A 12,550-nucleotide genomic window follows, 5' to 3' on the forward strand; every position below is an offset into this window, starting at 1 on the left:
TCGACGACGCGCTCAGGCCTTCAGGATCTCGCCGACGAGCCCGCCCTCCAGGCTCTCGTCGCCGAAGTCGTCGAGCGGGCCGCCCTGTCCGTTGGTGCAGCCGACGGCCGCGCCGATCGTGTTGAGCAGCTTGTTGTTGGTGATGTTCACGTCGACGAACTGGCCCGTCTTGAGGTAGCCGGCGGCGCCGCCGGCGAGGATGTACGGGACCTTCCTGTACGAGTGGTACTTGTCGCCGAGGTCGTTGAGCCACACGGCCACGCCGTGGTCGAGCAGCGTCCCCGAGCCGAGCTCGTAGGCCGCGAGCCGGTCGAGCAGGTGCTTGAAGATGCGCGCGTGGATGCGGTCGATCTGGTGGTGCAGCTCCTGCGCGCCCTCGATCGGCGGGCCCTCGGAGCCGTCGCTGTCGATGCGGTGCGAGATCTTGTGGAAGCTCTTCTGCCGCACGCCGCCGATCGTGTACTCGGTCCCGTCGTTGCCGTCGCCCACCTGGAGCGTCGCGGCGCGCGTCACGCCGCACGCCATCGCGAGCGCGATGATGTCCAGCTGCATGCGGGCGACGGCCTCCACGTTGTCGTTGCTGCCCGCCTTCGGGGCGATCGCCTCCATCTCGGCGACCCGCTCCGCCGGGAGCTCGCACGCCATCGAGACCTCGAGGTCGCGGATGCTGTCGAAGTGGAGCTCCAGCCGCGCGCGATCGCTCTTGCTGAGGTCGCTCCGGCTCATCAGCGCCTTCATCTGCCCGCGGACCAGGTCGTTCACGCTGGCGCGGCGCGCGGCGAGCGCCTTCGTCGCCTCGGCGTCCGCCTGGACGAGCCCGAAGAGCTTCTGGTACGCGTTGAACGGGTTGCGCTCGGCGGCGCGGAGCTGCATCGGCCCGCGGTACGAGAGCACCTCGTTGATGTAGCCCGCCATCCTGCCCGCGTAGAGCGTCAGCGGCTCGACGCCGGGCGGGTTGAGCTCGCTCGCGATGCGGTTGTCGATCGACTCGCCCATCGCGAGCGACTCGTTGCCCGACGGGTCCTCCGACACGCGCGCCGCCGTGAGGCACTGGTTGCCGCCGCCGGAGTGGCCGCACCCGTTGCCCTGGAACGCGAACTTGACGCCGCGCACCAGGATCAGCTTGCTCGCGTGATCCTTGAGCTCGCTCACCGCCCTGTCGCTGTCCTGCGCCATCGACTCGGCGGACACCGCGCCTGTCTCCCTGGGCCAGAACATCTCGGGCTCGTCGCCGACCGCCTGCGCCACGCCGTTCGCCTGGCGCATGAAGATCGCGAAGGGCGGCACGTCGCCCGCGCCGGCCGCGGCGCGCCGGGGCGCGAAGGTCTCCAGGAACGGAAGGGCGACCGTGACGCCAAACAGGCCTCGAAGCACACGTCGTCGGGTGATCATTGCGCCTCCGCGGGGACACGAGCGAGGAAGGGAGTGGAGGAGACGATCCGGAGGATGAGCTCCCGGGTCGAGGCGCCGCCGCGCGACGCCTCGCCGAGCTCCTTGACGAACGCCTGGTCCTTCGCGCGCGCGTCGCGGCCCTGGGCGAACTCGATCCAGTGCTTCGCGTAGCACGCGTGCGCCTCGCTGCTCTCGGCGAGGAGCCGGCTGAACTCGACGGCATCCGCGTACGTCCGCGGCTCGCCGCCGAGCCAGTAGGCGTCCGCGGCGTTGACCGGCGTCCCGTTGTCGGTCGTCCGGTGCTTGCCGATCGCGTCGTAATGCTCGAACGCGAACCCGGCAGGGTTGATGAGCGTGGCGTGGCACGCCTCGCCGCACGTGCCCTTGCCGGTGTGCGCCTCGACGCGCTCGCGGTTCGTCGCCTGCTCGCCCGGCGGCAGCCCTGTCGCGTTGTCGGGCGGCGACGGCAGCGTGGCGCAGAGGATCCTGAGGTTCACGAAGACGCCGCGGTGGATGGAGTCGGGCTGCCGCGCCGTCGCCTTGGCCGCGAGGAAGCCGAGCCGCGTGAGCAGCCCCGAGCGCTGGGCCTCGTCGAGCTCCACCTGCTCGAACTCGTTCGCGAATTCGCCGTCGACGCCGTAGACCGCCGCGAGGTCGCCGTTCACGAACGCGGTGCGCGAGGTGAGCAGGTCGGTGAGCCCGCCCTCCTTGTCGAACACGACGTGGTCCACGAACAGCTCCGCCTCGCGCTGCATGGCGTCGCCCATCTCGGGGACGAACTCGGGGAAGAGCGCCTGGTCCTTGTTGAGGTCGTGGTACATCTCGTAGTCGTAGAGCTGGCGGTGGAACGCGCCGACGACCTCGCGGGCCCGCGGGTCGTCCAGCATGCGCTCCGCGTACGCGCGGACGCCGTCCGGGGTCGAGAGCTCGCCCGCCTGCGCCGCGGCCAGGAGCTCGTCGGAGGGCATCGTGTTCCAGAAGAGGAACGCGAGCTTCGTCGCGATCTCGTATCCGCTCAGCGGGATGAGCCCGCCGCTCGCCGGCCCCGCGCCGACCTCGACGCGGTAGACGAAGTGGGGTGACTGTAGAAATGCCTCGAGCGCCGCGCGCACGCCCGCGGCGAACGGCTCCTCCCCCTCGTAGAGCTCCGCGCCCCGGCCGAACAGCGCGAGGTACTCGCCCCGCTCCTCGGCCGTGAGCGGGCGGCGGAACGCCCGCTCGCCGAACCGCTCGATGAACGCCTGCGCCCGCGCCTCCGGCTCGGCCGGCAGATCGGCGGGGAGGAGCCGGCCCAGCTTGCCCTCGTCGTCGACCACCATGGCCGCGAGCTCCTCGGCGGCCCGCTGGTAATCGCCCCAGAGCCCCGGCGTCACCTGGAGCGCGGCCTCGTTGTTGTCGAACACGCCGCCGAGCGGATCGGTGGTGAACGAGGCCGAGAGACCGGGCCTGTCGTCGAGGCGCAGGAGGTCGCGCACGGTGTTCTCCCACTGCGCGTGGCTCAGCCGCGGGAACATGCTGCGCTCGGCGACCTGCGCCTCTGCCGCGCCGCCCGTCGAGCCGCCCGTCGAGCCGCCCGGCGCGGGGCCGCCGCCCTCGTCCGTGTCCCCCACGGAGCCCGTACACCCCGAGAGCAGGAGCGCAGCGACGCTCACCCCTGCGCCGAGCATCCGCCGCCATCGCGGGGAGCTGGTCAATCGATAAGCCAGTGAGTTCATCGAATTCTCCCGATAAGCAGCTCCATCTTGTTATGTTGGAAGCACTCTTTACTAACAACCCCAAAAGCCCTTATTTCCACGGCGGCGCGGTCGATCGCCCTGAAGCAAACAAATCCAACGGCGCCAGATTCGCGCTCTCGCGCGGCTGATCTCCGGTGAACGCCGGAGCTCGCGGGAGATCTCGAGGGCTCGGCGCTCCTGCCGGGGCGGGCGCGCGTCGCCTCCGGGGTAAGTTCGTTGTTGCTGCCGAGCAGACGATTCAGCACGCTCTCCTCCATGCGCCCCTCTCACCTCCGCCGCCGCTCCGCCTGGCCTGCGCTCGCGCTGCTCGTCTCGCTCACAGCGTGCGAGCGGCGGGCGGCGCCGCCCGGGGGCGGCGTCGCGGCGGGCGCCGGGTCGCAGCCGCCTCCCGCCGCGCCGGCCGCGAGCGCGACGGCCCCCGCCGCCGCGGTCGAGTACATCGAGGAGATCACCGGCGGCGCGGACCGGAGCGAGGCGCTCCCGATCGTCGTCGCGATTCACGGGCTCGGCGACAGGCCCGAGTCGTTCGCGGGGCTGCTCTCGGGCGCCGACTTCAAGGCGCGCCTCATCGTGCCGCGCGGGCTCACGCCGTACCATGACGGCTATTCGTGGTTTCCGCTCCAGCAGGCGCTCGGGAGCGACGATGTGGGACAGGGCATCTTGCGCGCGGCCGGGGCGCTCGCGGCGACGCTCGAGCGGATCGCCGCCGAGCGGCCGACGCGCGGCAAGGCCGTCGTGACCGGCTTTTCCCAGGGCGGCGCGCTCAGCTTCGCGCTCGCGCTGCGCCACCCGCGCGTCGTCGGCGCGGCCTTCCCCGTGAGCGGCTGGGTGCCCGCCGCGGTGCTGCCCGCCGGGAGCGCGGTGGATCCGGCGACTCCCGCGCTCGTGGCGCTGCACGGCGACGCCGACCGGCGCGTGCCGTTCGGCCCGACCCGCGACGCGATCGCGACGCTGAGCGGGCTCGGGGTCAAGGCGAGCCTGCAGAGCTACCCGGACGTCGGCCACACGGTGAGCGCCGAGATGCGGCGCGACCTCGTGCGGCTCATCCGCGGCGCGATCGACGACATGCGCTGAGGGCGTCGGCTCGCGGCCGATCGACCGCTCCCATCTACACGTCGCGCGGCGGGCACCCTAGTGATGCCGGCGAGGCGGAATGAAAACGAGCTTGCCGGATCGCGCCGAGCGGTGGCTCTGCCACCCTCGATTCTTCAAAGCTGTCCTGTTCGTCGCGCTCGCGCTGGCGGCGCCCACCGTCGCCATCGCCTTCTACAGCGATGATTATATCTTCCTCTGTTATCTCGAGGGGCTGATTCCCGGCTCGCCGCCCTGGTACGATCTCTACAACTTCTTCAGCGGCGACCCGCGCGCGACGCAGGCGCGCATCGCCCTGGGCGGGATCCCGTGGTGGGCCGATCCGGAGCTCAAGCTCCACCTGGTCCGCCCCCTGACGAGCGCGCTGATCACGCTCGAGCGCGCGGTCTTCGGCCACGCGCCGCTCGGGTACCACCTCGTGTCCATCGCGCTGTACGTCGGCCTTGTCGCGGCCGCCGGCAGGCTCTTCTTCCGGGTGCTCCCGCGCGCGACCGCGGCGCTCGCGATGCTGATCTTCGCGGTGAACGAGAGCCACATGAACACGGCCGGCTGGATCTCGTGCCAGCACCTGCTGCTCGCGGCGCTCCCGGTGGTGCTCGGGCTGCTCGCCCACCTCCGCTACCGCGAGGAGGGCTGGCGCCCCGGGCGGTACCTCGGCCCGCTCGGGCTCGGGATCGGGCTCCTCGGCGGCGAGGCGGCGCTCGGCGGGGCGGCGTACTGGGTCGCCTACCAGCTCCTCGGTCCGGCGCCGGAGGGCCGCGCGGCGGGCTGGCGCGCCCGCGCGGCCAGCGCGCTCCCGGCGGTCGGCCTGCTCGCGTACTTCGCCGCCTACAAGGCCTTCGGCGGCGGCGCCGCGAACACCGGCGGTTACGTCGATCCGCTCGCCACCCCGCTCCGGTTCGCGGCCGCGGCCGCCGAGCGCGTGCCCATCCTGATCGGCAACGCCATCGCGGCCGTGCCCGCCGACCTGTCCAACGCGCTCCCCCGGGCGCCCTTCGTCGCGCTCGGGCTCGCGTCGGCGGCCGGCGTCGCCCTGCTCTACCGCGCTTGCCTCCCCGCCGTCCCCGGGCGCGAGCGGGCCGCCCTGCGCTGGCTCGTCCCCGGGGCGTTGCTCGCGCTCTTCACGACCCTCGGGGGCTTCCCCGGGGCGCGCCTCCTGCTGCTGCCGAACCTCGGGATCGCGCCGCTCCTCGCCGTGCTCGTGCTCCACGGGCTCCGCCGCGGCGCCTCGCCCGGGCTGGCGTCCGCTGGCCGGCGCGCCGGCGCGGGGCTGCTCGCGGTCGTGCACGTCGCGCTCGCGCCGATCCTGTTCGTCGCCGGCACCCGCGCGAGCGCCGACATGGCGCGGAAGATCGAGGACGTCGCCCGCACCGCGGAGATCGGGGCGCCGCCCCGCAAGCGGGTCTTCCTCGCCGCCTCGTCGGATCCGATGGCGTCCATGTATCCCCCGACGATCATCGCCCTGGAGTCGCCCGACGCCATGTCCTGCTGGTCGATGCTCTCGATGGCCAAGGCCCCGCACCGCCTCACGCGCACCGGCCCGTCGTCGTTCACGCTCGCGCCGATCGGCCGGACGATGCTGACAGGCGCGTTCGAGGCCCTGTACCGCGCGCCGTCCGCGCCGATCCAGGCGGGCTTCCAGGTCGCCCAGTGCGGCGCCACGATCCGGGTCGCCGAGGTCGAGGACGGGAGGCCCTCGCGGATCGAGGTCGATCTCGGCGCGCCCCTCGAGGACCCGGGGCTCGTGCTCCTCGCGTGGCGCGACGGGAAGCTCCGCCGCGTGGCGCCGCCCGCGATCGGCGAGGCGGTGGAGCTGCCGTGGTCGCCGGGGCCGATCGGGTTCTTCTGAGCGCGATTGCGCCGCGGCCGCCTCGATGGGCGGGACGTCGCCGTAGTATCGTGTCGCCATGGCGAGCGAACCTCCCAAGAGAGCCGCCGGCGGCGCCGACACGCTGACCCACCCGGGCGCGCGCCGGGACGACAGCGCGGGCATGGTCCGCCGCTTCCGCGTCGAGCTCGTGGAGGGTCCGGCCAGGGGCGCCGTCTGGGACTCCTCCGCCGATCGGTGCGCGATCGGGTCGGGCGAGGGCAACGACCTCGTGGTCGCCGACGCCACGGTGTCCCGGTTTCACTGCGAGATCCGCATCGACGCGGCCGGCGCGCGCGTCCGCGACCTCCGGAGCCACAACGGCACCGTGGTCGACGGCGTGCACGTGGTCGAGGCCCTCCTGCGCACCGGGAGCCTCATCCGGCTCGGCAAGACGGTGGCGCGCTTCGAGTTCGGGACGGAGCACAACCGCCTCCCGCTCTGGGAGGAGGCGCGGTTCGGCGCGCTGTCGGGCGCGTCGGCGGCCATGCGGGCGGTGTTCGCGATGCTGGCGCGGGCCGCGGAGCGCGACGTGACGGTGCTGCTCGAGGGCGAGACGGGCACCGGCAAGAGCCAGGCGGCGCGCTCGGTGCACGAGCGGAGCGCGCGGCGGGACAGGCCGTTCGTGGTCGTCGACTGCGGGGCGATCCACGGCAACCTCATCGAGAGCGAGCTCTTCGGCCACGCGAAGGGCGCGTTCACGGGCGCGGGCGAGCAGCGGATCGGCGCCTTCGAGGAGGCGTCGGGCGGGACGATCTTCCTCGACGAGATCGGCGAGCTGCCGCTCGACCTCCAGCCGAAGCTCCTGCGGGCGCTCGAGGCGCGCGAGATCCGCCGGGTCGGGACCAACACGCCGCGGCCGGTCGACGTGCGCGTCATCGCCGCCACGCACCGGGATCTGCGCGCCGAGGTCAACGCGGGCCGCTTCCGGGCCGATCTCTACTTCCGGATCGCGGTCGTGCGCATCCCGATGCCGCCGCTCCGGCAGCGGCCGGAGGACATCCCGGCGCTGCTCGACGATCTGCTCGCCGCGCTCCACGCGACGCCGGAGGAGGCCGCGGCGCTGCGGGAGCCGCAGGTCATCGCCCGGATGAAGCGCGCGGCGTGGCCGGGCAACGTGCGCGAGCTCAGGAACTACGTGGAGCAGTATCTGGTGTTCCGCGCGCCGCCGCCCATGGGCGATCACGCGCCGCCGAGCGCGCCGGCGGAGATCGACGTCGGCGTGCCCTACGCCGAGGCGCGCGACCGGGTGCTCGCCGATTTCGAGCGGCGGTATTTCGAGGCGCTGCTCCGCGCCCACGGCGGCAAGGTCTCGCGCGCCGCGGCCGCCGCGGGGCTGGATCGGCGGTACCTGTACCGCCTGCTCCACCGGCACGGGCTCGGGCCGGAGCGCGATCCGGAGGGGTAGCGCCGCGCGGGCCGCCCGGGCTCACCCGTGGTTGCCCGGGCGGCGCTGACGGGCTGCTCGGCCCTCGGGGGCCGTGCTCGTCGCGCGGCGCGGGACCGCGCCGGGCTCGCCGCCGCATGCGTGGTAGTTTCCCCCCCGTGAACCTGTCGTTCAACACCGCAGGCCCCTGCATCCCCGGCGAGCACTACATGCTCCCGCCTGAACGCCGGCTCGGGCCGGTCCTTGAGCACATCGAACACCGGAAGTACTTCACGCTCCACGCCGGCCGCCAGACGGGCAAGACCACGAGCGCCCGCTGGCTGGTCGAGCACCTGAACCGCGAAGGCCGCCTCCGCGCCGCCTGGGTCGACCTCCAGGTCGCCCGCGAGGAGCCCGACCCGGCAAAGGCCTTCGAGGCCGTCCTCTACGCCCTGGACACCGCTGTCGAGCGCGATCTGCCCGACCTCGGCCGCCCCGCGGACGACGTCCGCTGCGTCGACCCCGCGAGCACCTTCGTCGTGCGCTACCTGCGCGATCTCGCGGCGCGCAGCGACAGGCCGCTGGTCGTGCTCTTCGACGAGGCGGACGGGCTCGTGGGCGCGGCGATGGTCTCGTTCCTGACCCAGCTCCGGCAGGGCTATCTCGATCGGAGCCGGACTCCGTATCCCTCCAGCGTCGCCCTCATCGGCCAGCGCCAGGTGCGCGATTACGCGCTCGCCGTGGAGCAGCGGCGCGCCGTCGCCTGGCTGGGCACGACGTCCCCCTTCAACATCACCGCCGAGGCGATGACGCTCGGCCCCTTCACCGACGCCGAGGTGGCCGAGCTGCTCGCGCAGCACACCGCCGCGACCGGACAGCGCTTCGAGCCCGAGGCCGCGCAGCGGATCTGGGAGCTGGGACAGGGGCATCCCTGGCTGACCAACGCGATGGCCGACCAGATCGTCCGCCGTGACGTGCGGGATCGCGCCGTCCCGATCACGCCGGCGCACGTCGAGGCGGCCAAGGAGACCCTCATCCTGGAGCGCCGCTCGCACATCGACTCGCTCATCGCCCGCCTGCGCGAGCCCCGGGTGCAGCGCGTGCTCGATCCCATGCTGGCCGGCGGGCAGACGGACAGCGACGTGCTCGACGACGATTTCTCCTACGCCCTCGGTCTGGGCCTGATTCGCTTCCACAAGGGGCGCTTCGAGATCGCGAATCCCATCTATCGAGAGGTCGTCCCCCGCGCGCTGACGTTCATTCGCCAGGCCCAGATCCCGGCCGAGCCCGCCGCGTACGTCCGCCCGGACGGCTCGCTCGACATGGGCAAGCTCTTCACCGACTGGCAAGCGTTCTGGCGCAAGGACGGCCACCTCGCCGCCGAGGGGTTCGGCTACCGCGAGTCCGGGCCTCACCTGATGCTGATGGCCTTCTTGCAACGGGTCGTGAACGGCGGGGGACGGGTGGAGCGCGACTATGGGCTCGGGCGCGGCGCGCTCGACCTGATGATCTGCTGGCGCGACGAGCGCCACGCCATCGAGGTGAAGGTCCGCCGTGACACGGAGACCGAGACCGACGCGCTCGACCAGGTGGCGCGGTACCTGGATCACGCGGGGCTCGGCGAAGGGTGGCTCGTGATGTTCGACCTGCGCAAGGAGCGGTCGTGGGCAGAGAAGCTGTTCGTGCGGGAGGTGGCGCACGGCGGGAAGATGGTGCGGCTGCTCGGTTGCTGAAGACGTGCTGAAGGCGTGCCGAGGGTGCGGTGAGGTGCGCCGCTGCCAGGGGCGCCATTGCCGTGTGCATTTCTGCTCTTCATGAAACGCTTGTGATGCGAGGTATCCGAGCTGTAGCTTGATGAGATGTCGATACGGTACATGCGAGTCGTCTCGTCTCTGGTTCTTGCCACCTGGCCCGCCGCCTGCGTCGGAGAGTCGGGCTCGACAGCCAGCGGCGGCGCCGGCGGGGCCAGCGCGAGCAGCGGCACCGGCGGGGGGACGAGCACCAGCAGCGGCACCGCCGGCGGGGGGAGCGCCAGCAGCGGCACCAGCGGGGGGACGAGCAGCGTCAGCAGCGGCACCGCCGGCGGGGGAATCGCCAGCAGCGGCACCGCCGGCGGGGAGAGCGCCAGCAGCGGCGGCGGCGCGGGCGGCGATCCTGGCCCAGGCGCGTGCGGCATCACCCGAGACCGTATCCGCATCACCGAGATCGACGTCGGCATTCCCGTGAGCAACAACGAGGACGAGGCCGCGCTGATGCCGCTCGTCATCTCGCCGCTGCCGTCCCGCGGCTCGCGCCTCGCCTGGATGAGCGACGACGACCAGGTCCACGTGATCCAGCTCGACCGCGGCGATCAGGTCGTGGGCCTCCCGATCGGCCTGCCGGCAAACGGCTTCTCCGATCTGCACGCCGACGACAACGGCGGGGTCCTGCTGCTGACCCGCGACGCAGAGGGCGGCGGAACATTGAATTGCGGCGCGCCGGCGAACCTCTGCGGCACGCCGCCGTCCCCCCCGATCCCCTGTCACGACATGTACATGGTTCGCTTCGACGGCACGAGCGAGACCTGGGCGACCAAGCTCACCAGCTCGAGCGCCGCGCTGCCGCCCTACTCGACCGGCCCCACGGGGCCCAGCGTGTATATGATCTGGTGGTACGCTCACCACGGCCGCATCGCCTTCGACGGCTCGCGCTACGCGGGCTACTTCGGCGCCGCGATCAGCGTCTCGCAAGGGGGGTGTATCAACATCCACCAGGGCGATCGCATGAAGGTCGTCGACGCGAACGGGGCGCTTCAGAGCGATGGCTTCGACTGGGGCTGCAGCCACAGCGGCTACGAGCGCATCCTCTGGGACGAGCGCGCGGGCAAGTTCGTGACGGTGTGCAAGACCGACAACAACAACCGCATCGCGCTCGCGCCCAGCTACACGACCATCTATCCGGTCGATCTCGCGTACTCGAACCTGGGAAACCTCGTGACCGCCGTCGGCGGCGGCACCTGGCTCACGGCCAGCAACATCCGGCCGGGCCAGCCGGCGGGCTCGAACGGGCTCGCGGAGGTGCGGCTGCTCCACTTCACGGACGGCGCTGCAGATCAGGACATCACGATCGCCAGCGACGCGGGCCTGAACCACCGCGCGCCTCACCTGGCAGCCTACGGCGAATCCCGCATGATCGCCGCCTGGGAGAGCACCACGGCCGCGGGCGACATCGCCCGCAACGACCCGGGGCGCGTGCTGTACGTGCAGACCCGCGACCGCGCGACGGGCGCGGCCGAAGGCGAGCCGCTGAAGGTCGACGTGCTCGGCAACCGCTATCAGGACCTCGTCGCGTTCCCCGACGGGAGCGTGGCATTCGTCGCGCCCGGCAGCACGAGGACCAGGATCAAGGTGCTGCGCATCCTGCCCTGCGAGTAGCGCGCCCGCGCGGCGCGCGCCCCCTCTCGAGCCCGCGCCCGCGCCGCCCGCAGCCTCGTCACAGGCTCGGGTTGATCATGAACGGGCTGATGAGCATCACCTCCGACGATCCAGCGGTCGCACGCCGCGCCGCGCCGGCGTAGCGCGCCAGGTTCGCGGGCGGCGCCACCTCGCTGCTCGAGCTCTCGACGCGCGCCGCATCCATGTTGCGCGCGCGGACGTGGAGCTGGGTCGAGCCAGGCGAGAGGTTCAACGTGTACATGTCGTGGGGTCGCCCGTCGACCACCGCGACCGCATGGCGCGAGTGCAGCATCCCGTCGTCGCCCGACAGCGTCGGCGACACGAACGGCTGGCCGTTGAACACGTAGCGATTGCCCGCGGCGTCGAAGATGATACGGCCCATCGTCGACCCTGACAGGTTGTCGTACCAGCTCACCCACCCAGGCCCACTCGAGCCCATCGCGTCGAAGGCGACCGAGGGCGGGTCCGGGGTGCTCACGACCACGCCGGGCGTGGTGAGCCGGGCCGGGAAGGACCAGCCGCCGCCCCCCGCGCTCGGGCGGCTCGTCGTCCAGAGGCCCTCCTCGCCCGAGCCCGAGTAGGCGACCACGAAGCGCCCCGCCGCCGGATCGAACGAGCAGCCGACGCTCGTCCGCGTGAACGCGAACGGGATGGCCGCCGGCGAGCTCCAGCTCTGGCCGCGATCGCTCGACACCATGAACTGGACCGCGCGGGCCCCGCTCATCGGGTCGATCGCCGTCTTCGTGGCGTCGGTGTAGAAGGCCGGTACCTCGTTGATGCTCGGCCACGCGAGCAGGTAATTGCCATTCATGTCCGAGGCGAGGCAGACGCCGTGGTAGGCGGCGAACTCGCGAGAGACGCCGGAGTTCCACGTGAAATCCCGCGCGGCGCCGGCGGTGGACGCGCCGTCCCCCTTGCGGAAGAAGAGCCCCGAGTTGTCGCCCCAGGCCCAGCTATACGGCTGGGTCGCGAGGTCGCCCGGCGCGATCGACGCCCCGGGGAAGGTCGGCGAGGAGGTCCAGTCCTTCACGAGCGTCGAGGCGCCCGTGGACGGCGTGTATCTCTCCATCCGGAAGCCGTACCAGTGCCGCGCGAACGTGAACGAGGGCGACATGTCCGAGTTCCAGAAGTGGCGGGAGAGCAGGTCCGGGCTCGGCGGGTTCGAGACGACCGAGTTCGCCGAGTGGAGCCCGAAGTTCTGGAGCATCATGTGCCCGAGCTCGTGCGTCATGACCGCCTGGAAGCTCGTGCAGCGCGACGAGGCGTCCGGCGTCCAGCGCGGGTTGAGCGGCACGAGCCCGGTCGCGTCGAACGAGATGTCGTTGCAGAGCGTTCCCGTGGTCGGCTGCGTGAAGGCGCAGTTGCCGCCCGCGTTGACGGCATCCCAGCGGACCCGGATGTGGCCGCCGCCGCAGGGCGGGTTGGCCTCGTCGATCCCCGCGAGCTGGAAGTTGGCCGCGCCCTGCGAGCGGAGCTCGACCTCGCGGAACGAGGCCATCATCGCGTTGATGTAATCCTGCGTCGTCTGCGATTGCGTGCGCCCCGCGAACGAGGGCTGATTGGCGGTCTGGTAATGAACGATGAACGTCCCGGCGCGGGCGGAGCCCGCGGAGAGGGTCACGAGGCCGAAGATCAACGTACCGATTCGTCTCGACATGGCGGT

Annotated in this window: 8 protein-coding genes; 5 read left to right on the forward strand and 3 right to left on the reverse strand. The window is 72.1% G+C overall.

Features of this window, described 5'->3' with window-relative positions; genetic code table 11:
* Positions 1–12 precede the first annotated feature (12 nt).
* Entirely contained in the window at positions 13–1,374 is a 1,362-nt protein-coding gene (locus WME76_RS18235; RefSeq protein WP_437961363.1) for a DUF1552 domain-containing protein, read from the reverse strand.
* A gap of 14 nt (positions 1,375–1,388) precedes the next feature.
* Complete coding sequence (locus WME76_RS18240; protein ID WP_437961364.1) at positions 1,389–3,107, reverse strand: DUF1592 domain-containing protein; 1,719 nt, start codon at positions 3,105–3,107, stop codon at positions 1,389–1,391.
* A 276-nt stretch (positions 3,108–3,383) separates the two neighbouring features.
* Here WME76_RS18240 and WME76_RS18245 point away from each other — a divergent pair, with 276 nt between their 5' ends.
* From WME76_RS18245 to WME76_RS18265, 5 genes are all read left to right on the forward strand, one after another.
* Positions 3,384–4,202, forward strand: a complete 819-nt coding sequence (locus WME76_RS18245; RefSeq protein ID WP_437961365.1) for an alpha/beta hydrolase — start codon at positions 3,384–3,386, stop codon at positions 4,200–4,202.
* A gap of 79 nt (positions 4,203–4,281) precedes the next feature.
* The gene (locus WME76_RS18250) at positions 4,282–6,069 is read left to right on the forward strand and encodes a hypothetical protein (protein ID WP_437961366.1); all 1,788 of its coding nucleotides are present in this window, start codon (positions 4,282–4,284) and stop codon (positions 6,067–6,069) included.
* Positions 6,070–6,127: 58 nt separating this feature from the next.
* Positions 6,128–7,495, forward strand: coding sequence for a sigma 54-interacting transcriptional regulator (locus WME76_RS18255; protein ID WP_437961367.1), 1,368 nt, complete (start codon positions 6,128–6,130; stop codon positions 7,493–7,495).
* Positions 7,496–7,632: 137 nt separating this feature from the next.
* Positions 7,633–9,186 (forward strand): AAA family ATPase, encoded by a 1,554-nt coding sequence (locus WME76_RS18260; RefSeq protein WP_437961368.1) that lies wholly within the window; start codon positions 7,633–7,635, stop codon positions 9,184–9,186.
* 141 nt (positions 9,187–9,327) lie between these two features.
* Positions 9,328–10,866 carry a hypothetical protein gene (locus tag WME76_RS18265; protein ID WP_437961369.1) on the forward strand — a complete coding sequence of 513 codons (1,539 nt, stop codon included), beginning with the start codon at positions 9,328–9,330 and terminating at the stop codon, positions 10,864–10,866.
* Between the two features lie 58 nt (positions 10,867–10,924).
* On the opposite strand, the gene WME76_RS18270 is transcribed toward WME76_RS18265, so the two are convergent.
* Positions 10,925–12,544: a hypothetical protein gene (locus WME76_RS18270; RefSeq protein WP_437961370.1), complete on the reverse strand. Its 1,620-nt coding sequence runs from the start codon at positions 12,542–12,544 to the stop codon at positions 10,925–10,927.
* Positions 12,545–12,550 lie beyond the last annotated feature (6 nt).

Origin of the sequence: Sorangium sp. So ce119, assembly GCF_051524405.1 — a bacterium.
Lineage (GTDB): Bacteria > Myxococcota_A > Polyangia > Polyangiales > Polyangiaceae > Sorangium > Sorangium cellulosum_G.

What these genes read in the sequence shown, in the direction of transcription:
- WME76_RS18240 (WP_437961364.1), bottom strand. Translation starts at nt 3,107, where the DNA reads ATGAACTCACTGGCTTATCGATTGACCAGCTCCCCGCGATGGCGGCGG.
- WME76_RS18245 (WP_437961365.1), top strand. Translation starts at nt 3,384, where the DNA reads ATGCGCCCCTCTCACCTCCGCCGCCGCTCCGCCTGGCCTGCGCTCGCG.
- WME76_RS18250 (WP_437961366.1), top strand. Translation starts at nt 4,282, where the DNA reads ATGAAAACGAGCTTGCCGGATCGCGCCGAGCGGTGGCTCTGCCACCCT.
- WME76_RS18255 (WP_437961367.1), top strand. Translation starts at nt 6,128, where the DNA reads ATGGCGAGCGAACCTCCCAAGAGAGCCGCCGGCGGCGCCGACACGCTG.
- WME76_RS18265 (WP_437961369.1), top strand. Translation starts at nt 9,328, where the DNA reads ATGCGAGTCGTCTCGTCTCTGGTTCTTGCCACCTGGCCCGCCGCCTGC.
- WME76_RS18270 (WP_437961370.1), bottom strand. Translation starts at nt 12,544, where the DNA reads ATGTCGAGACGAATCGGTACGTTGATCTTCGGCCTCGTGACCCTCTCC.